Below are 20,614 nucleotides of genomic sequence, written 5' to 3'. Positions count from 1 at the left end.
GTACGTATCCATATTTTCAATACCCATGGCAGGCGGCCGAGACACCCTTTTCCGCTATATTAGGAAAGGCTTTTCCTCACCTACGACCATGTCTTCCAAACACACCGAACCACGCCCACGCGGCGCCCCATTGCCACCTGTGAACACTGTCAAGCTCGCTTCCATCTCCTCCGTCGCCGCCCACGCCGGCGTCTCGATCGCGACCGTGTCGCGCGTGCTCAACGGCACCAAGGCGGTAGCCGACGAGACCCGGGCGCGGGTCGAGGCCTCGGTGTCGCAGCTGGGCTACCGCGCCAATGCGCTGGCGCGCAGCCTGATGCGCGGCGAGACCCGCCTGCTGCTGGTGCTGGTGCCCGATTTCGCGAATCCGTATTTCGCCGAAATCGTGAAGGGCGTGGAATCGGTGACGCGCACCCGCGGTTATGGCCTGGTGGTGGCCGATGCCTCCGAATCGCTGTCGCGCGAAAGCCCCGCGCTCGACCCGCTGTACAACCGGCTGGCCGATGGCGTCATCAGCCTGGCGCGCTTCGCCGACCTCAAGCCGCTGCTGAAGGACATCCCCGACCTGCCGTGGGTGGCCTGCTCGGAATACGTGGAAGACATCGACGTGCCGAGCGTCAGCATCGACCACCGCCAGGCCGCGATCGACGCCGTGCAATACCTGATCAACCGCGGCCACCGCCGCATCGCGCTGTTGAGCGCAAACGAAGACTACCTGTGGGCCAAGCAGCGCCACGAAGGCTATGAGTTCGCCCTGAAACGCGCCGGCATCCCGGTCGACCCGCAACTCGTGCGGGTGGCGCGCGGCACCGATTTCGTCGACGGCATGGACGCCGTCGGCACCCTGCTCGCCATGGAGTCGGCGCCGACCGCCGTGTTCGCGGTGTCCGACACCCTGGCCATCGGCGCGATCAAGGCCTTCCGCCGCGTGGGACGCCGGGTGCCGGAAGACATCGCCGTGATCGGCTTCGACGATATTCCCGTGGCGCGGGTGTTCGAGCCGGAGCTGACGACCATCGGCCAACCGGTGCGCGAACTGGGCGCGGCGGCGGCGGAACTGCTGCTCAAGCGCCTGTCGGGCGCGCCGACCGACTCGCGCCGGCTGCAGCACGCACTGATCGTCCGCGCCTCGGCCTGAGGCGGCACACCAACAACAAGACAAAGGGACACCTCGATGGACAATACCGTGACTCACGCGGAGGGCAGCGCATTCTCTGCCGCTTCATCCTATACGCCGCGGCGCCGCGTCATGGCGCTGATCGCGGTCGCGCTGGCCTTCGTGATGGACTTGCTCGACACGACCATCATCAATGTGGCGATCCCGTCGATCGGCACCACCCTGAACGCCGGCAAGGCTGAGCTGGAATGGCTGGTGGCCGGCTATGCCACCTCGTTCGCGGTGCTGCTGATCGTGGGTGGGAGGCTGGGCGACAGCGTCGGCTACCGGCGCATGTTCCTGATCGGCGTAGTGCTGTTCACCCTGACCTCGATGGCCTGCGGCCTGGCGCCGACGGCGCTGGTGCTGCAGGTGGCGCGCGTGCTGCAAGGGGCAGCGGCGGCCATGATGATGCCGCAGGTGATGGCGCTGGTGCAGGTGATGTACCCGCCCGACCAGCGCTACAAGGTGTACACCGTATTCGGCTTCCTGGGCGGCTTTTCGGCGGCGATGGGGCCGATCGTGGGGGGCCTGCTGATCGACGCCAACCTGTTCGGCCTGGGCTGGCGCATGATCTTCCTGATCAACCTGCCGGTCGGGATCTTCAGCCTGGTGGCCGGTTACCTGCTGCTGCCGCCGGGCCGCGGCGTGAATGCGGTGCCGGTCGACCTGAAGGGCGCGGCGCTGTCGATCGTGGTGCTGTTCGCGATCCTGGTGCCGCTGATCGAAGGGCCGAGCCTGGGCTGGCCATGGCAGTTGATCGCCACCTTCCTGGCCGCCGCGCCACTGGCCTGGTTCACGGTGCGCTACCTGGCGCGGCGCCAGGCCGCGCGCGGCGACGCGCTGGTCAACCCGGCCCTGCTCAGGTTGCGCAAGGTGGCGCTGGGCTTGCTGTGCACCCTGTGCATCAATCCGGTGCTGCCGGGCTACCTGCTGGTGATGACCTTCGTGCTGCAGACCGGGCTGGGACTATCCGCCTCGCAGATGGCCTATGCCTGCCTGCCGATCGCGGCGGGGGCGATGGCCGGCATCACGCTGATCGGGCCGTGGCTGCACAAGCGCATCGGCGTGCGCGTCATGCTGCTCGGCGCCACCTCGACCTCGATCAGCCTGTGCCTGGCGGCGTGGGCGGTGCACGGCGGCCAGTTGGCCTATCTGCCGCTGGCGGTGGCGCAGTTCGGGATGGGACTGGGGATGGGCATGTGCGGCCCGCAGCTGTCCAATGCGACCCTGCAGGACGTGCCGGTGGGCGAAGCGGGCGTGGCGTCGGGGATGCTGTCGGCGACCCAGCAGGTGGCGGGCGCCTTCGGCGTGGCGCTGGGCGGGCTGTTCTTCTTCCACGGCATGCGGCTCGAGACGGCCGGCGCGCTTGAATATACCGAGGCTTACCTGCGGGTGCTGCCGCTGTTCCTGGGCCTGATGGCGGTGGCCATGTTCGGCGCGACGCGCCTGGCCCGGGTCATGAACAAGTAAGCCCTTACCTGGCCGGCTCGAACAGCAGGAAGGCCAGCATCATGTCGCTCAGATCCTCCAGCAGCGCGTCCCAACTGCCCTGCCCGCGGCCGCCCACGCTGTCCAGGCCCAGGAAACGCGCCTGGGTCGAATAGATGATCAGCATCCCCGACTGGATCGCGCGCTGCGGCTGACTGTGGCGCACTTCGGCGCTGCAGGCCTCAAGCAGGTTCAGGAACTTGGCCGAATCGCGTTCCGCCGCCTTCTGGCCCTGCGCCTGGATCACCGGATCGGCCGGCGCGCGCAGCATGAAGGCGCGCAGCACCGAGGCGTTTTCCTTGAGCAGCCGGCCCAGGCTGGCGACCACCGCCGGCACGACCTGCTGCAGCCCCTGCGCCTGGCTGGAGATGCGGGTGGCTTCCTCTGTGAACTGCTCGCCCAGGCGATCCAGGAAGCGCAGCTGCACCACCCGCAGCAACTCGTCCTTGCCGGCCACGCGGCCATACAGCGAACCGGTCGACACGCCCGAGCGCTCGCAGATCTCGGCCAGCGTGATCTGGTCGTAGCCGCGCTCGCGCAACAGCTCGATGGTCGCCTCGATGATGCGTTCGAAGGATTGGCGGCTGCGCCCCTGCTTGGGCGCGCGTGCGTGGTCGCTGAAGGTCGGGGTCGGAGTCGATGTCATGGATGGAATGGGAATGGCGCGGGCAACCGTGGGGTTCCCCGCGTGGATAACGATGTTGGCATTCTGATTATAAATCATGGACCGGCCCCAATGGCGCCATGGCGCGCGGGGCCGGCCTGGCCACTACAGGCGGCCCGCCTTGAGTTCGGCCACCGCGAAGTCGACCGCGCGCGCCGTCAGCGCCATATAGGTCAGCGACGGATTGACGGTGCCCGACGAGGCCATCGCCGAACCGTCGGTCACGAACAGGTTCGGCACGCCATGCACCTGGTTGCGGCCATTGAGCACCGATTCGGCCGGGTCGCGCCCCATGCGCGCGCCGCCCATCTCGTGGATCGAGACGCCCGGAATGGTGCGCAGCGGGATCAGTTGCACCCGCTGGGCGCCGGCCGCCTTCAGCATCGCCTCGGCCTGCTTGCCGGCATCCAGGTTCATGCGCCGCTCGTTCTCGCCATAGGCCACGTCGATGCTCAGTTGCGGCAGGCCGAAGCCGCCGCGCACCTTGTCGTTCAGGGTGACGCGGTTGTGGGCCTGCGGCAGCTGCTCGCAGAACGCGCCGAGGAAGGCGATCCATTTGCCGGGCCGCGCGATATTGCGCTTCATGCCGGCCCCGAAATCGTCGCTCATGGCCGCCGTATTGGTCCAGTCGTCGCGCATCGCGCCGCCCTGGAAACCGTAGCCGCGCGTGAAATCGGCGTCCGGGTCCTGGCCGCCCAGGTTGCGGAAGCGCGGCATGTAGATGCCGGTCGGGCGCCGCCCCTTGTAGTTGGTGTCCATGAAGCCGGGGATTTCGGCGAAGCCGCCGGCGCCGGCGTGATCGACCAGGTAGCGGCCCAGCACGTCGCTGTGATTGCCGATGCCGTTCGGATGCGCCGCACTACGCGACTGCAGCAGGATCTGCAGGGTGCCGAAGGTCGAGGCGCACACGAAGATCACCTTGGCCTTGAAGGTCAGGCGCTCGCCGGTGCGGCTGTCGATCACGCGCACCGCGCTGGCCTTGCCGGTGGCCGGATCGGTGTCGATCGCCTCCACCACGCTGTCGGTGCGCACCGTCAGGCGACCGGTGGCCTGCGCCGCCGGCAGGGTCGAGCTGAGCGAGCTGAAATACGCGCCGAACGAGCAGCCGCGGTTGCAGATGGCGCGGCTCTGGCATTGCGCGCGGCCGTTGTGGGCCTGGGTCAGGTTGGCCACCCGGCCCACGGTCAGGCAGCGGTCCTTCCACTTGGCCTCGATGGCCTGCTTGAGCGCGCGCTCGACCGGCGTCATCGCGAACGGCGGCAGGAATTCGCCGTCGGGGAAATCCTTGCGGCCCTCGGGCTGGCCGCTGACGCCGATGAATTTCTCGACGTAGGCGTACCACGGCGCCAGGTCGGCGTAGCGGATCGGCCAGTCGTTGCCGTGGCCGTCGCGCGCATTGGCCAAAAAATCGTCCTCGCACCATCGGTAGGACTGGCGGCCCCAGGTCAGCGAACGGCCGCCCAGCACGTCGGTGCGGTGCCAGCGGAAGGGTTTGACCTGTTCATACGGGTTCTCGCGGTCGTTGATCCAGTACTGGCGGTTGGCCCAGCCGAAGGCGCCGCGCTCGATCTTGCTCTGGACCGGATAGTCGCGCGCATCGAGGTCGCGCTCCGGCAGGCCGCCGTTGGGCGCCTGCCAGGGCGGCGTGAATTCGTTGACGTAGTCCTTCTGGTGCTCGACGTTGCGGCCGCGTTCGAGCACCAGCGTTTTCAGGCCCTTCTCGGTCAGTTCCTTGGCGGCCCAGCCGCCGGTGATCCCCGAACCGATGACGATGGCGTCGAATTGGGTGGTGTTGCTCATGTCTCTTCCTTGTCGGTGAACGGGCTCAGATCACGGTCTGGTAAGGCCAGGTCTTCATCGGAAGGTCGGCCTCGAACTTTCCGGGCACCGGCAGGTAGCGCAGCTCCGTGCTGCTGGCCTGCTCCGAAATGAAATAACCCAGCACGACCAGGTCGCGCAGGCGCAGGTAGAACGGGGACTTGGGATCGAGGATGCGGTCGGTCAGCGAGAAGGTGCGGCCGCCGTAGGGACTGTTGGCGCGCAATTCCTGCATCAATTCGGCCGCCTGGGCCGGCGAGCATTGCGCATAACCCTGCTTGAAACGCTGGCGCGCACTTAGATCGAGCGCGGCCAGGCCGTCGCGGAAGAACTTCGCCTCATCCGCCGTCATCCAGCGCGCGACCAGCGCGTCGATGAAGACGGGCACGCCGGCTTCGCGGGCGCCGGGCGTGTCGGTGGTCGGCACGATGACCTGGGCCGCCGCGTCGAGCACGGCCATGGCGGCCGGGTCGAGTCCGGCGTTGGCGGCGGCGCCGGCGCCGGCCTTGTCGAGCATCAGGGCCGCGCCGGCACTGTTCCAGACGCCAGCCAGGGCGCCGCCGGCCACCAGGGCCGCGAGCACATCGCGCCGAGAGACACCTTCCTTGCCTGCCTTGGCGTCCCGCGTCGGGCGCCTGAACAACTGCAGTTTGCTGATCGTCATGCCATCCTTTCTGATCGGTCGCGCAGCATGGTCAGCGCCCGATATCGGTTTATCTGGGTGAACATAGCACAGGCCGAAACTAGAATCCGAATTTTTGTTATTGAGCCTGTTGTACGACGCTCACGCCAACCACCTGCTCGGCCAGCATCTGCAGGCTGGCCTTCACCTGCTCGTCGCTGCAATCGCCATTCGCATCGAACAGTTTCACGCCAGCGGTATTCAGCGTGACGCCCAGCGGCGTCGGCCAGCCGCGCAGTGCGTGCACGATCGAACGCATCGCGCCCAGCGTCGTGTTGCAGCCCTGCCAGCCGGCGGCAGTGACGATACAGCCGACCGGCATGCCGTCCAGGTAGACACGCGGGTCGGCGCGCAGGTCTTCGAGCAGGTCGATGGCGTTCTTGACCAGGCCCGACACGCCGCCGTGGTAGCCGGGCGAGGCGAAGATCACGGCGTCGGCCTTGCGCACTGCTTCGACGATGGCGCGCTGGCCTTCGCTGCGGCTGGCCTGCTCGGGCGAATAGCCTTCCAAAGCAGCCAGCGCCTCGCCGCCGAACAGCAGGGTTTCGGCGCCCAGCGATTCGGCATGGCGCAAGGCCACGCGCAGCGCGCTCTCGGTACTCGAGCCGGGACGGGTGGTGCCGCCGATGCCGACGATGAAGGGCGCCCGGCCGCTGGCCTGGGCAATCATATGGGGTTTGTTCATGGGATGTCTCCTCGTGTGATTGCGCCGACTAGCGTGGCGTGACGTGATAGGTGATCGGCAGGTCGTCGCTGGCGCGGCCGACGTGCAGGGCCAGCGGGCCGGCGAGCGGCGTCCAGCCCTCGCACCACACCTGCAGCCGGCGGTCGGCCACGTGGACCGTGACCAGGCGTTCCTCGCCCGGCTGCAGCACCTGTTTGCTGAAGCCGACCAGGGTCAGTTCGGGCGTGCTGCGGTAGACCTGGACCACTTCGGCGCCGGCACGCTTGCCCGTATTGCGCAGCACGACCGTCACGTCCCAGCCATCGGCCGTGGGGCGCACGTCGGCCTCGCCCAGGGCGAAGCTGGTGTAGCCGAAGCCGCTGCCGAAGGTGTTGCGGGCCGCGACCTCATTGGCGGCCAGGCCGCGGTAGCCGACCCGCACACCTTCGTTGTAATGCAGGTCGCCGTTGGCGTCCGGCGCCAGGGCCAGGGCCGGATAATCGCGGTCTTCGCAGGCGATCGTCATCGGCATGCGGCCGCCCGGTTCGCGTTCGCCGGCCAGCACCTGGGCCAGGGCCGGGCCAAATTCCTCGCCCGGATACCAGCAGTGCAGCACGGCCTTCGCCTGGCTTTCCCAGCGGGTGTCGAAGGCATGGCCGACATTGGTGACGATCACGGTCTCGGGATTGGCGGCGCAGATGCGCTCGATCAGCGCCAGCTGTTCATCCGGCAGGGACGTCGAAGGACGGTCCTTGCTCTCGACGCTGGCGTCCGACGTTTCGCCGACCATCAGGATCACCAGGTCGGCGTCAACAGCCGCCTGCTCGGCGCGCGCCATCATCGCTTCCGCGCTGTCCGGTCCGCGCACGCCGTACCACAGGCCCTGGCAGCGGGCCGGCGTATAGCGCAGCTCCACCACCACCTCGACCGCGCGGCCGGCGTCGAGCACCACGCCGACGTCGTCGGCATCGCCGCTCTTGAGGCGGCCCATCACGTCGCCCGGCGCCAGTTGTTCGTCGCGCCGGAATACTTCCTTGCCGTCGACCAGCAGGCGCAGCGCGCCGGTGCCGCCCACATGGAAGCGGTGCTCGCCGCTCTCGGTCGGCGTGTAGATGCCACTGGCGCGGGTGGCGGCGGCCTGCTGCAGGGCGCCGACGTCGTGCACGCCATGGAACCAGGTCAGCGAATTGGTATCGCGCGTCTCGGTCAGCAGCGGCGCTCCGCTGCAGGCCGCGTTGTCGAAATACGCGAGCGTCATGCCGCGCTCGCCATCCGATCCGGCCGGACGCACCGCCATGCGCGGCAGGCGCGGTTGCGGGTCAACGCCCGGCTCATGGCTGACGATAGCGTCGCCGAAGCGCGCGCGCAGCGCGTCCAGCGGAAGCACTGCGTCCGGCTTGAGCGCGATCTTGGCAAAGGTGCCGCCCTGGAAGCATGGCGCGGTAGCATTCGGCCCGATGACCGCGATGCGCGGCCGGCGCGTGGTGTCGAGCGGCAGGATGCCATCTTCGTTACGCACCAGCGTGAAACCGGCGGCGGCAGCTTCGACCAGCAGGTCGGCGGCCTCACTGGCCGCCATCGGCGCGCCCTTGTCGGCGCCGAAGCGGCGTGCGGCCGTGGCCACGCGCGTGGCGGCGTCGTGCAGTCGTTCGCGGCTCACGGCGCCGTCGGCCACCGCCTGGGCGCTGTGCTGGCCCAGGAAGCGCGCGGGGCCGGGCATCTCGATATCCAGGCCGCCCTGCAGCGAACCCAGGGTGGAATGGGTGCCGAACCAGTCGCTCATGAACACGCCGTCGAACTTCCATTCGTTCTTGGCGACGTCGGTGATGACGGGCGCGCTTTCGGCGCACCAGTCGCCATTGACCTTGTTATAGGCGGTCAGCATGCCAGCGCAGCGCGCCTCGGCGGCCATCTCGAACGGCAGCAGGTAGACTTCGCGCAAGGTGCGTTCGTCGACAACGGCATTCATCTTGTCGCGTGCGGTCTCGCTGTCGTTGCACACCAGGTGCTTGGCGACGGCGCCGGTGCCGACCGACTGGCAGCCGTCGATCCAGGCCGCGCCGAGCACGCCGCACAGCAGCGGGTCCTCGGAAAAATACTCGAAGGCGCGGCCCGCGAGCGGGCTCCGCGCCAGGTTCAGGTTCGGCGCCAGCATCATGTCGACGCCGCGCCGGATCGCTTCGCCGCCCACCAGGCGCCCTACCCTTTCCGTCAGCGCGGTGTCCCAGCTGGCGCCCAGCGCCAGCGGCGACGGCGTGAGCAGCGATACGTCGCGTTCGTCGACGCGCGGCCCCGCCACCCCCATCGGGCCATCGGCCAGGGTCAGCGAGGCGATGCCGGCCTCGGGCAGCGCCGGCGTGGTCCACATGGTGGCGCCCGCGGTCATCCGCGCCAACTGGTCCAGCGCCAGGTCATCCAGCTTGGTCTGTTCGGTCATCCTGTCTCCTCCTGCGTGGCGGCCCGCCTGCTTGCGGACCGCATCGCTCATCGTTTATTTTTTAAAAGCCGGAATCACGTGTTCGGCCAACAGTTCCAGGGTCTGGTTGGCGTAGGCCAGGCGCTGTTCGGTCAGCGGACCGGTGACGGTGCCGCACAGGATGTTGCCGATGCCGACTTCCTGGTACTCGCGCAGCTTCTTGATCACCGTCTCCGGGCTGCCGTACAGGCACCAGGTGGCCATCCATTCCTCGGTCAGGGCCGAATTGGTGCGGTCGGTCTTCTTGTTGGCGTCGTCCGATTCGGCCTTGGCATTGAACTCGGCTTCGCGGTCGACGGCTTCCTGGTAGGCGGTCAGGATCTCCATCACCTCCGCATGCGCCTGCTCGTCGGTCGGCGCCAGGTGCACGCACTGGTAGCTGTGGGTGGTCCAGGACAGCGCATCGGCCACCGTCTCGTCGGAGTGGCCGGCCGCCAGCAACTGCGTGTGGTAGCTGCCGAAGTATTTCTTGACGTGGGTGAGCGGCTCAGTGCCACCGATCTTCGGCGGCGTGAAGGCCGGGATGAAGGCCGGCCAGCCGTTCACCGCGGCGCGCGTGATGCTGGTGTCCTTCATCGCCACCGGCATCAGGCGCGCATGCTTCTCGCCATAGGTATGCGGGGCGATGCGCTGCAGCACGCGGCCCTTGTGGAAACCGTCCAGCTCGACCGGCGCGTCGCCAATCTTCTTGGCCCACAGCGCTTCGGCCGCCTGCAGGTTTTCCTCGGCGATGCGGCCGGCGTCCTTGTAGTTGACGCCGAAGCCGATCATCTCTTCCGGCGTGGTGCCCGAACCGACGCCGACCAGCAGCTTGCCCTTGGTCAGGTGGTCGAGGATGTTGATCCTCTCGACGAAGCGGATCGGGTGGTGCAGCGGAACGGTGGTCACCGAGAAGCCGAAATGCATGTCCGGCAGCTTGGCCGCCAGGTAGGACGCGAACATATAGCTGTCGCTGGCCACCGGCATGTAGCCGTTGAAGTGGTGGTCGGGCAGGAAGATGGCGTCGAAGCCCAGTTTGCCGGCCAGCAGCGCATGCTGCTCGAGGTCGACGATCAGTTGCTTGTCGGCGTCCGCGGTCATGGTGCGGGCGTTGAGGAAGACGGAAAAGCGCATGGTAGGTTCCATTTGGACGGTTGAAGGCGGCTTCGACGGATCCGGCAGTGCATCGCCGTTAAATCATAATCCGAATTCTAATTATATTAGGCCGGGAAAAATGGCATGTCAATCGCAGAATGTCATCGCAGCGCGTTGCGCACCAGGGCGCGGGCATCGCCGTCGTGGACGAAGCCCGCAGCGTCGGCGCGCGGCGTACGCAGGGGCGGATAAGAGCCGAAGTTGGCTTCGATCGCCGGGTCGTCGCCATGGCTGGCAAGGGCGGCGGCATCGACCCCGTACTCCTGCCCGACAGCAGCTACCAGCTCCGCCATCGACAGGCGCAGGGCCGGCAAGGTGCAGGCGCGCCCTGCCCCCAGCAGCTGGCCGTCGAGCGTCGCCGCGTGCACCAGGCTGGCGGCCGCGCAGGGCGTCGACACCAGCCAGCTGGTCGCCCCGGCGCGGATCGGGCAGCGATAGTGCTCGCCGGCCGCCAGCGCGCGGATCATGTCGCTCAGGAAGGCCGAGACCAGGCCGCTCGGCCCGGCCGGACGCGCGACCACGGCCGGCAGCCGCACCGAGCGGCCATCGATCCAGCCGCGCCGCGTGGCGTCGGCGACGAAGAGCTCTCCGGCCAGCTTGTGGGCGCCGTAGCTCAGTTGCGGCGACATGGGCGTGGCGTCGTCGACGCCCCCAGGCGGCAAGGGAGCGCCCAGCGCGGCGATGGAACTGGCGAACACGAAGACCGGCGGCGCCGGCATCGCCCGCATCGCCTCGACCAGCGCCAGGGTCGCGTATAGATTGATGTCGCGCCCGAGTTCGTAGTCGCGCTCGGCCAGGCCGCCCGGCACGCTGGCCAGGTGGTAGACGAGGTCGATCCGGCCGCGCACCGCCCGCGCCATCACGGCGGGGTCGCCGATGCTGCCCGCGATGCGTTCGACGCGGGGATCGGGACGGGCGTCGTCGAACGCCAGGTCGACCAGCCGCAGCGACGTGATCGCCGTGTCGGCCAGGAGCAGCTCGACCAGGGCGCTGCCGACGAACCCGGCCGCGCCGGTAACAAGAACATGCATGTCAGCTCCCGTCCGAAATCAGGGTGCCGCCATCGACGACGATGTTCTGGCCGGTGATGAAGCCGCCCGCGCGCCCGGCCAGCATGACCGCGACGCCGGCCACCTCGTGCGGCTCGCCGACCCGGCGCAGCGGCGTCATCGCGGTGCGGCGGCGCATGAAGGCCTCGTCCGCGAACAGGTGGGCGCCCAGCGGCGTGCGGATCAGGCCGGGCGAGATCGCATTGACGCAGACGCCATGCGGCCCCCACTCCACCGCCAGGTTGCGCGCCAGTTGCGCCAGCGCGGCCTTGCTCAGGCCATACAGGCCGATGGCGCCGTTGCCGCGCAGGCCGGCGATGCTCGACATCAGGATGACCCTTCCCGCGCCGCGCTCGGCCATCGCCGGCAGCAGCGCGCACGCCAGCGCCGCGCTGCCGCGCAGGTTGACGTCGAACACGCGCTGCCAGTCGTCGTTCGACGCGGCGTGCAGCGGACCGGCCGGGCCCTGGATGCCGGCATTGCAGACCAGGATGTCGACCTGGCCGCGCCAGCCCTGGGCGTCCACTGCGAGCCGCTGCACGGCCTGCGGATCGCCCACGTCGCAGGCGAATGCTTGCGCATCGATGCCGCATTCGCGTAAAGAGTGCGCCGCGCGCTGCGCGTTGTCGTGATCGAGGTCCGCCAGCAGCACGGCGGCGCCGCGCTCGCCCAGGGCGGTGGCGATGGCCAGCCCCAGGCCCTGGGCGGCGCCGGTGACGAGCGCAACCTGGCCGTGCAGGCCGAACAGGTCTTCCATCAGCGCCCCGCCAGCGCGTCGGCCAGCGCGGGGTCGTACTGGCCGTCGACCAGCACGAACAGCATCCGGCACGGCGCACCCGAGCGGTTGGCCCAGGCGTGGTTGGTGCCGCGCTGGACGACGACGTCGCCCGGCGCCAATTCGACTTCGCTGTCGTCGAGCACCAGGGTCAAGGCCCCTTCCAGCACCACGCCATAGTCGATCGACTCGGTGCGGTGCATCAGCGGATGCGGCGACGCCGCTTTCACGGTCGAGGCTTCGGCCTCGCCGATCTGCGCGAATGCCTCGCGCATCCGGTCGGCACCGTGCTGCAGGAATTCTTCGGTATCGGGCGGAATGTCGACGATCCGGATCCGCGTGCCATGGCGCGGCGGCGACAGCACCAGCGGACCCAGGGTGGGGTCGGCGCCGTTGCCGACCGCGGCCGGCGTGTCCTGCGTCGACCAGATTTCGTGGAACACGGTGCCGGGAATGGTGGCAAGAGGTACCACGGTCGGCAAGGGGCCGACCTCGGCGAACACGGCCTTGCCGTGCGCATCGTGGCCGGTGACGATGCGGCGGATCTCGTTCATTGCTGGTCCTGCTGCCTGGTTTCAATCAGGGCAATATAAACGCGGGCCGGCCAGTTGAAAAATTGAGTTTCGCCATACCTGCCATGGAGCGCATCGATAGCTGGGCAGGATGACGAACGGCCCGGCCGAACGCATCGACCGGGCCGTCACGGAGCGTTGAACCGGATTACAGGTGTACCGTAATCTGCGGCATCAAATCATCGAAGGTACGGCCATTGCCGTTCTCGCCGATCGCATGCATTTTCCACTCGCCGCCATGGCGGTACAGCTTGGCCATGATCTGGGCCGAGTGCGAACCCGTCACCGACAGGTTGAAGCGCGCCACTTCTTGCTGGTTGGCGGTGTTGATCAGGCGGCAGTACGCGTTCTCGACGGTCGAGAAATTCTGGCCGGTGAAGCTGTTCACCGTAAACACCAGCGCCTTGACGTTGGCCGGCACGGCGTTCAGGTCGACCATGATCTGCTCGTCGTCGCCATCGCCGGCGCCGGTGCGGTTGTCGCCGGTGTGGACGATGCTGCCGTCACGGCTCTTGAGCTGGCGGAACCAGACCACGTCCATCGGGCGGTTCGATTCGTCGAACATCACCACCGAGGCGTCGAGGTCGACGGCTTCGGACTTGCCGCCGCCGAAGCCGAAGAAGCCCTTCGACTTGATCGCGTCCCAGCCCAGACCCATGGTCACGCGCGAGAGGCCGCCACCGGCTTCCTTGTCCAGGGAAATCTTCTGTCCCTTTTGCAGATTGACTGACATCGTTACTCCTCCTTATTTTGCGGGCGCCTGCATCCAGGCCTTGAATGCGGTGCGGTTGCGCGAACAGACGTAGACCTTGCCACGACCCGAGAAGCGCAGGACCATGCCCTCGCCGCTGGTCTGGCTGTTGATCAGGTTACCCAGGAAGCCGCCGCTGGTGCCGGTCGTGATCGAGATCTCATAGCGCAGGGTGCTGTCCCAGCACACCACGTGCGAGTTGTCGATGATCGCGTCCTTGCCCGGTTCGACGTCCAGGCTCGACATCGAGCCGAAGCCCGACACCACCACCTGGCCCTGGCCTGCCGTCTCGGTGACGAAGAAGCCGCCGCTCTGCGCGAACAGGGCGTTGCCCAGGCTTTGCGTGCGCACCCGCAGGTCGACGCCCGAGGTGGCGGCGACAAACGCGCCGTCGCTGATGATGTAGTTGTTCGGGCCGACGTCGACCACCTGCATCGCGCCCGGCAGGGTCGGCGACAGCAGGCAATCTCCCCCGCCGCGGGTCGCTTCGATGTGCTGCTGGAAGAACGACTCGCCGTTGGCGAAGGTGCGCATCAGCGCGCTACCGAGTCCGCCCTTCATCTTGCCCTTGAGGTCGAGGGTCGATTCCATCATCACCATCGCGTCGGATTCGCAATAGATGGTCTCGCCCTGCTTCATCGACACATGGAGGAAGGGATCGACGTCCCCGGTCACGGTAAATACTGGCATTTGGCTTCCTTTCATGAGGCGGTCCCCATGGACCGCCCCTACATTACCTCAAACCGCTGCGTGCATCGCCAACTTACACGTTGACGCCGTAGTTGCGGGCGAGTGGCCCCAGGCCGCCGTTGAAGCCCTGGCCGATCGCGCGGAATTTCCAGTCGGCGCCGTTGCGGTAGATCTCGCCGAAGATCATCGCCGCTTCGGTCGAGCTGTCCTCGGACAGGTCGTAGCGCGCCACTTCCTGGTTGTTGGCGTTGTTGACGCAGCGGATGAAGGCCTTGCCGACCATGCCGAAATTCTGGCGGCGGGTCTCGGCGTCGTGGATGGTCACGCCCAGCACGACCTTGTCGATGTCGGCCGGGACCTTGGTCAGGTCGATGGTGACGAATTCGTCGTCGCCGTCGCCGGCGCCGGTGGTGTTGTCGCCCGAGTGGACGACTGAACCATCGGCCGATTTCAGGTTGTTGTAGAAGATGAAGTCGGCGTCCGAACGCACCTTGCCCGAGGTATTGAGCAGGAACACGGCGCCGTCGAGGTCGAAGGCGGCGCCGTCGGTGGCGCGAATGTCCCAGCCGAGGCCGACTTTCAGCGAAGTCAGGCCTGGAGCTTCTTTCGACAGGTTGACGTTGCCGCCTTTTTGCAGACTGATTGCCATGATGAGACTCTCCTAGTAAATGAACACCGGGTTGCAACGCAGCGAGCTGGTGTCCTGCCGCTCGCCGCGGATTCTGTACTGCCTTACGCGCCGCTTTCCAGCGCCGCGTGCTTCTTCTTGTACTGCAGCGAACTCCACAGCGAAGCCAGGATGAAGGCCACGCCGACGCCGCCGGTGATCAGCTCTGGCACATGCCACTTCATGCTCGCCAGCATGATCACGGCCAGGATGCCGATCGCGTAGTGCGCGCCGTGCTCCAGGTAGACGTATTCGTCCAGCGTGCCCTTGCGCACCAGGAACACGGTCATCGAACGCACGAACATCGCGCCGATCGCCAGGCCCAGCATGATGATCACGACGTCGCTGGTGATCGCGAAGGCGCCGATCACGCCGTCGAACGAGAACGAGGCATCCAGCACTTCGAGGTACAGGAAGCCGCCGATACCGCCCTTCTTGACCGCGTCGCCCACGGCGCCGGCTTCGGACTCGCTCTTTTCCAGCATGCTGCTGAGCATATCGACACCCACATAGACCAGGATGCCCCACATGCCTGCGATCAGGACGACCATCTTCTGCGCTTCGTCAACATAGGTCGTGCTGAACAGCAGCGCGGCGATCGCGATCATGACGGCGATCGACGACACCTTGCCGAGCGCGCCAATCTTTTGCTCGAAGTTGCCCAGCCAGTGAGTTTCCTTCTCGTCGTCCAGCATGAAGTTCAGGAACACCAGCAGCAGGAACATGCCGCCAAAGGCCGCCACTTCGGCGTGGTGGTTGGTCAGGTGGGTGGAGAACGCCTTCGGATCCGACAGCGCCAGGTCCCACACTTCCATGGCGCCCAGGTCCGCGGCCACGGCCACGATCACCAGCGGGAACACGAGGCGCATGCCGAACACGGCGATGATGATGCCGACGCCCAGGAACAGCTTGATCCAGAACTCGTCCCAGCCCTTGAGCACCGAGGCATTGACCACGGCATTGTCGAAGGACAGCGATACTTCCATCACCGCCAGGATGGTTGCCACGCCCAGCGCGGTAAGCGCGGCGGTCATGCCGCCATGCTCGAAGCCCCACCAGGCGGCGAGCGCCAGGCAGACTGCGGTCACGATGAATGACCAGGTAAAGTACTTCATAAGTTTTTCCCTCTTATAAAAGTTATGCGCCAACGGTGTCGGCGGACTGCATTGTATAAGCTTGGCTCTTACTGAAAAAGCGAAGATAATCGAAATATTACTTCCGAAAAACAGAAGACATGAACCACGCGCCACCCAATTTTCGCCATCTCTATTACTTCTGGGTGGTCGCCAAGGAAGGCAGCATCACGCGCGCCGCCGAACGCCTTGGCCTGGCAATCCAGACTGTCAGTACACAGCTTACCCTGCTCGAGCAGGCTTTTGGCAAGGCTTTGTTCAACCAGCAGGGCCGGCGCCTGAACCTGACCGAGGCCGGCCGCCTGGCGCTGTCGTATGCCGACCAGATCTTCCTGCTGGGCGAGCAGATGCAGGAGGCGCTGGACGCCTCGGACAGCGCCCGCATCCGGCTTGCGGTCGGCATTTCGGATTCGCTGCCCAAGTTCACCGCCTACCGCCTGCTCGAGGTGACGACCCAGCTCGCCATTCCAGTCCGCCTGGTCTGCCATGAGGACGAATACGAAAGCCTGCTGGGCGACCTGGCCCTGCACAAGCTCGACGTGGTGCTGACCGACCGCGCGGTGCCGACCGGGACCACCCTGCGCGTGTTCAGCCACCTGCTGTCCGAGAACGAGATGTTCGTGGTCGGCGCACCTAGCCTGGCGCGCAACTACCGCAAGGATTTCCCGGCCTCGCTGCACGGCGCCCCGATCCTGCTCCCGACCCGCAACAATGCGCTGCGCGGCAAGATCGACGACTGGTTCGAGCGCCACGCGATCCGGCCGGATATCGTGGGTGAGTTCGAGGACAATGCCCTGCTCAACACCTTCGGCCGCCGCGGGCTGGGCCTGTTCTTCACGCCGGCGGCGCCGGCCGCCGACATCAAGGTCCAGCTCGGCGCCGAACTGGTAGGCCGGGTGCCCGAGGTGCGCGAGCACTTCTATGCGATCTCGAACGAACGCAAGATCAAGCATCCGGCGGTCGAGGCGATCCTGGCGGCCGTGCACAAGGAGACCCTGGCGGAGGAGTAAACACGGCTTGCGCTGTACAATGGCCGTTGGCTTTGCCTTTTGTTAATACAAAACTGGTATGGAAAACTTTTTATTCGTCGTTCTCGCCTTCTTTTTGGTGGCGCTGAACGGCTTCTTCGTGGCGGCCGAATTCAGTATCGTCACGCTGCGCAAGACCCGCGTGCGCGCGATCGCCAAGACCACCGGCCTGCGCGGACGCATCCTGGCCACGGTCCACGGCCAGCTCGACGCCTACCTGTCGGCCTGCCAGCTCGGCATCACCCTGGCCTCGCTGGGCCTGGGCTGGGTCGGCGAACCGGCCTTCGCCAGCCTGCTCGAGCCGGTGTTCGCCTTCGTCGGCGTCACCTCCGAGGAACTGATCCACGGCGTGTCGTTCGTGGTGGCATTCTCGGTGATCTCCTTCCTGCACATCGTGGTCGGCGAACTGGCGCCCAAGTCGCTGGCGATCAGGCTGCCGGAATCGGTGGCCCTGTGGTGCGCCATGCCGCTGTACGCCTTCTACTGGGCGATGTACCCGGCAATCTATGTGTTGAATGCCAGCGCCAACGGCGTGCTGCGCATGGCCGGCCTGGCCGGCGCCGGCGGCCACGACACCCATTACTCTCTCGACGAGCTCAAGCTCATCCTGCGCACCAATACCAACACCACCACGCCGGGCGAACAGATCACCCACGACGCCCGCAATATCCTGGCGCACTCGCTCGATTTCGGCACGCTGCAGGTGTCCGAGCTGATGCGACCGATCAACGAGGTCAGCGCCCTGTACGCCAGCCGCTCGCTGGAACAGAACCTGGAAACCGTGCGCCGCAACCGCTTTTCGCGCTACCCGTATTTCGACGCCGAAGGCGAAGAGGTGCTGGGCGTCATCCACCTGAAGGACCTGTATTTCGCGCAGCAGGCGGGCCGCCCGGTGACCGACCTGACGCAATTCCTGCGCCCGGTCGAATCGATCTCGGCGCGCACCCCGGCCCAGGACATCTTCCGGCGCTTCCGCGGCGGCGCGCCGCACTTCGCCCTGATCGGCGAGAAGGGCAAGCGCCCGGTCGGCTTCGTCACCCTGGACAACCTGCTGGGGGCGATGGTGGGCGAGATCCGCGACGAGTTCCGGATGAACGAGAACGACTGGCTCAAGCAGGCCGACGGCACGTATATCGGCAAGGCCAGCCTGCCGATCTTCTCGCTCGAGCGCCTGCTGGGGATCGACATCGACAACGAGCAGATGGGACTGGAAGACGTGGAGTCGGTCGGCGGCCTGCTGATGGAAAAACTGGGCGACATTCCCAAGCAGGGCCAGCGCATCGCCTTCCCGCAATTCGACGTGGTGGTCAAGAAGATGAACGGGCCGCGCATCCTGCTGGTCAAGGTCATACCGCAATTGACCCGCTCTGGTGACGAAGACGATCGCAATTGAACCACATTCCATGCCGCGGGCATGCTGATATTGCTGACTTTGCCGCTAATCGGTGTTATTTTTAATGCATTGCAGCACAATAATTATTAAAACCCGTCCATGTCTGTCCTGATTCGCAACAACGTGCATGTGGCCGGCGAGGGAGCGGCGACGATGGTGTTCGCCCACGGTTTCGGTTGCGACCAGACCATGTGGCGCTTCCTGACGCCCGCCTTCCAGGGCCGTTTCCGCACCATCATTTACGACCTGGTCGGCAGCGGCGGCTCGACCCTGGCCGCCTACGACCGCACCCGCTACGCCTCGCTGCACGCCCATGCCGAGGACCTGCTCGAGATCATCGACGAATGCGCGACCGGCCCGGTGATTTTTGTGGGCCACTCGGTGAGCGCGATGATCGGGATGCTGGCCACGATCGCCGCGCCGAAGCGCTTCGCGGCCCAGGTCATGATCGGACCGTCGCCCTGCTACATCAACGACGGCGACTACGTCGGCGGCTTCAGCCGCGGCGACATCCGCGAGCTGCTCGACACCATGGACGATAATTTCATCGCCTGGTCGCAGCAACTGGCCCCCGCCATCATGGGCGCGCCCAACCGGCCCGACCTGCGCGAAGAGCTCACCACCAGCTTCTGCCGCAACGATCCCGAGATCGCCCGCCACTTCGCCGGCGTCACCTTCCTCTCCGACCATCGCGACGACGTGCCGAAGTCGACGGTGCCGGCCCTGATCCTGCAATGCACCGACGACCTCATCGCTCCGCGCACGGTGGGCGAGTGGCTGCACCGGCACCTGCCCTCCAGCAGCCTGGCGCTGATCGAGAATGTCGGCCACTGCCCCCACATGAGCGCGCCATCGGCCAGTTCGCGCGCGATCGACGTCTTCCTCGCGCAGACGCTGCGCTAGTCCATCATGAATGCCCCGCCGCCCGCCGCCGATGCTCTGTATGAACACGCGGCGTGCGGATTGGTAGCGACCGATGCCGATGGCCTGATCCTGCACGCGAATGGCACGCTGCACGCCTGGCTGGGAATGGAGGCCGGCGCCCTGGCCGGCAAAGTGCGCTTCTGCGACCTGATGTCGGTGGGCGCACGCCTGTTCCATCACACCCGCTGCGCACCGCTACTGCAGCTCGAGGGCACGGTCTACGAGGTGCAGCTCGACCTGCTCGCTGCCGACGCCAGGCGCATCCCGGTGCTGGTCAATATCGTGCGCCGGCGCGATGGCGACACGGCGATCGACCACTGGGCGGTGTTCAGGTCGAGCCAGCGCCACGCCTACGAACACGCGCTGCTCGATGCGCGCAAGGTGGCCGAGGAAGCGCTCGAGGCGAGCCGCGCGGCCGACCTGCAGTTGCAGGCGCTGAACCTGCAGCTGACGGCGGCCGACCGCCGCAAGGACGAATTCCTGGCCACGCTGTCGCACGAGTTGCGCAACCCGCTGGCGCCGATGCGCAGCGCGCTCGACGTGCTCCGGCTCAAGCATGGCAATATCGGCGACGAGCGCCTGCTGCAGGCCTTCGACCGCCAACTGCGCCACCTGACGCGGCTGGTGGACGACCTGATGGACGTCTCGCGCATCACCCAGAACCGGATGCAGCTGCGGCGCACGCCGGTCGACCTGGCCCCGCTGGTGCGCAGCGCCGTCCAGGACATGGCCGCGACCATGGCGGCGGCGCGCCATACCCTGCGCCTGGCGGTCCAGGACACGCCGCTGGTGGTCGACGGCGACGCCACCCGCCTGGCTCAGGTCGTCATCAACCTGCTGGCCAACGCCGCCAAGTACACGCCGGACGGTGGCCGCATCGACGTCGAACTCGCCTGCGAGGACGGCCATGCCGAACTGCGCGTGCGCGACAACGGGATCGGCATCCCGGCCGACGCCCTGGGCGCCGTCTTCAACCTGTTCGCCCAGCTCGAGCCGGCGCTCGACCGCGCCCGCGGCGGCCTGGGCATCGGGCTGGCGCTGGCGCGCGGCATCGTCGACCTGCATGGCGGCGAAATCCTGGTCGACAGCGCCGGGCCGGGGCTGGGCAGCGAATTCACGCTGCGCCTGCCGCTCGTGGCCGGCTGCGCCGCGCGCGAAGAGACGGTGGCGCCGGCGGCGCTGGCCGCGCCGCTGCGGGTGCTGGTAGTGGACGACAGTCTCGACACCGCGGAGACCATGGCGCTGGCGCTGGAACTGTTCGGCTGCGAGACGCGCATGGCGCACACCGCCACCGCCGCGCTGGAACTGGCGGCCGAATTCGCGCCGCACGTGGCCCTGCTCGATATCGGGCTGCCGGACTACAACGGCTATGAACTCGCGCGCCGCCTGCGCGCCCTGCCCGCCGGCCTGGACACGACGCTCATCGCCGCCACCGGCTGGGGCCAGGACAAGGACCGGACGCTGGCGCTGGACGCGGGGTTCGATCATCATCTGACCAAGCCGATCGATGTGGAGCAGTTGCGGCTGCTGTTACGATGAGCGGGTCG

At 67.0% G+C, this 20,614-nt stretch carries 19 protein-coding genes; 6 read left to right on the top strand and 13 right to left on the bottom strand.

All coding sequences use genetic code 11. The annotated features are described in order from the left end of the window. Positions 1 to 139: 139 nt before the first annotated feature. A complete protein-coding gene (locus Q9246_RS04455; protein ID WP_306395753.1) occupies positions 140 to 1,138 on the top strand; it encodes a LacI family DNA-binding transcriptional regulator in 999 nt (332 codons plus the stop codon). 48 nt (positions 1,139 to 1,186) lie between these two features. Further along, entirely contained in the window at positions 1,187 to 2,629 is a 1,443-nt protein-coding gene (locus Q9246_RS04450) for an MFS transporter (RefSeq protein ID WP_306395752.1), read from the top strand. Positions 2,630 to 2,633: 4 nt separating this feature from the next. On the opposite strand, the gene Q9246_RS04445 is transcribed toward Q9246_RS04450, so the two are convergent. From Q9246_RS04445 to Q9246_RS04385, 13 genes are all read right to left on the bottom strand, one after another. Continuing rightward, a complete protein-coding gene (locus tag Q9246_RS04445; RefSeq protein ID WP_306395749.1) occupies positions 2,634 to 3,293 on the bottom strand; it encodes a TetR/AcrR family transcriptional regulator in 660 nt (219 codons plus the stop codon). A 123-nt stretch (positions 3,294 to 3,416) separates the two neighbouring features. Beyond that, positions 3,417 to 5,111: a GMC oxidoreductase gene (locus tag Q9246_RS04440; protein ID WP_306395748.1), complete on the bottom strand. Its 1,695-nt coding sequence runs from the start codon at positions 5,109 to 5,111 to the stop codon at positions 3,417 to 3,419. A gap of 25 nt (positions 5,112 to 5,136) precedes the next feature. Then, a complete protein-coding gene (locus Q9246_RS04435; RefSeq protein WP_306395747.1) occupies positions 5,137 to 5,793 on the bottom strand; it encodes a gluconate 2-dehydrogenase subunit 3 family protein in 657 nt (218 codons plus the stop codon). A gap of 97 nt (positions 5,794 to 5,890) precedes the next feature. After that, a complete protein-coding gene (locus Q9246_RS04430; RefSeq protein ID WP_306395746.1) occupies positions 5,891 to 6,496 on the bottom strand; it encodes an NADPH-dependent FMN reductase in 606 nt (201 codons plus the stop codon). Positions 6,497 to 6,524: 28 nt separating this feature from the next. Next, the gene (locus tag Q9246_RS04425) at positions 6,525 to 8,912 is read right to left on the bottom strand and encodes a beta-glucosidase (protein ID WP_306395744.1); all 2,388 of its coding nucleotides are present in this window, start codon (positions 8,910 to 8,912) and stop codon (positions 6,525 to 6,527) included. Between the two features lie 54 nt (positions 8,913 to 8,966). Next, complete coding sequence (locus tag Q9246_RS04420) at positions 8,967 to 10,064, bottom strand: LLM class flavin-dependent oxidoreductase (RefSeq protein WP_306395743.1); 1,098 nt, start codon at positions 10,062 to 10,064, stop codon at positions 8,967 to 8,969. Between the two features lie 122 nt (positions 10,065 to 10,186). Further along, entirely contained in the window at positions 10,187 to 11,116 is a 930-nt protein-coding gene (locus Q9246_RS04415) for an NAD-dependent epimerase/dehydratase family protein (protein ID WP_306395742.1), read from the bottom strand. A 1-nt stretch (position 11,117) separates the two neighbouring features. Next, positions 11,118 to 11,891 (bottom strand): SDR family NAD(P)-dependent oxidoreductase, encoded by a 774-nt coding sequence (locus tag Q9246_RS04410; RefSeq protein ID WP_306395740.1) that lies wholly within the window; start codon positions 11,889 to 11,891, stop codon positions 11,118 to 11,120. Next, positions 11,891 to 12,463, bottom strand: coding sequence for a cupin domain-containing protein (locus Q9246_RS04405; protein WP_306395738.1), 573 nt, complete (start codon positions 12,461 to 12,463; stop codon positions 11,891 to 11,893). Before Q9246_RS04405 ends, Q9246_RS04410 begins: the two co-directional genes overlap by 1 nt. 166 nt (positions 12,464 to 12,629) lie before the next feature. Further along, positions 12,630 to 13,214, bottom strand: coding sequence for a TerD family protein (locus tag Q9246_RS04400; protein WP_306395736.1), 585 nt, complete (start codon positions 13,212 to 13,214; stop codon positions 12,630 to 12,632). Positions 13,215 to 13,226: 12 nt separating this feature from the next. After that, complete coding sequence (locus Q9246_RS04395) at positions 13,227 to 13,922, bottom strand: TIGR00266 family protein (RefSeq protein WP_306395733.1); 696 nt, start codon at positions 13,920 to 13,922, stop codon at positions 13,227 to 13,229. Positions 13,923 to 13,995: 73 nt separating this feature from the next. Further along, on the bottom strand, positions 13,996 to 14,571 hold the full coding sequence (locus tag Q9246_RS04390) for a TerD family protein (RefSeq protein ID WP_306395731.1): 576 nt from the start codon (positions 14,569 to 14,571) through the stop codon (positions 13,996 to 13,998). A gap of 83 nt (positions 14,572 to 14,654) precedes the next feature. Next, positions 14,655 to 15,704 (bottom strand): DUF475 domain-containing protein, encoded by a 1,050-nt coding sequence (locus tag Q9246_RS04385; RefSeq protein ID WP_306395730.1) that lies wholly within the window; start codon positions 15,702 to 15,704, stop codon positions 14,655 to 14,657. A 119-nt stretch (positions 15,705 to 15,823) separates the two neighbouring features. On the opposite strand from Q9246_RS04385, the gene nhaR reads away from it, so the two are divergent. From nhaR to Q9246_RS04365, 4 genes are all read left to right on the top strand, one after another. Beyond that, positions 15,824 to 16,732 (top strand): transcriptional activator NhaR, encoded by a 909-nt coding sequence (gene nhaR, locus Q9246_RS04380; protein ID WP_306395728.1) that lies wholly within the window; start codon positions 15,824 to 15,826, stop codon positions 16,730 to 16,732. Positions 16,733 to 16,790: 58 nt separating this feature from the next. After that, positions 16,791 to 18,143 carry a hemolysin family protein gene (locus Q9246_RS04375; protein ID WP_306395726.1) on the top strand — a complete coding sequence of 451 codons (1,353 nt, stop codon included), beginning with the start codon at positions 16,791 to 16,793 and terminating at the stop codon, positions 18,141 to 18,143. 99 nt (positions 18,144 to 18,242) lie between these two features. Beyond that, positions 18,243 to 19,046 (top strand): alpha/beta fold hydrolase, encoded by an 804-nt coding sequence (locus tag Q9246_RS04370; protein ID WP_306395725.1) that lies wholly within the window; start codon positions 18,243 to 18,245, stop codon positions 19,044 to 19,046. A 6-nt stretch (positions 19,047 to 19,052) separates the two neighbouring features. After that, positions 19,053 to 20,606 (top strand): hybrid sensor histidine kinase/response regulator, encoded by a 1,554-nt coding sequence (locus Q9246_RS04365; protein WP_306395723.1) that lies wholly within the window; start codon positions 19,053 to 19,055, stop codon positions 20,604 to 20,606. Positions 20,607 to 20,614: the final 8 nt, after the last annotated feature.

The sequence above is a fragment of the Telluria beijingensis genome (assembly GCF_030770395.1).
Classification (GTDB): Bacteria; Pseudomonadota; Gammaproteobacteria; order Burkholderiales; family Burkholderiaceae_D; genus Telluria; species Telluria beijingensis.
Note: the sequence above shows the minus strand (reverse complement) of the source record. Positions and strands in the feature narration are given on the sequence as shown.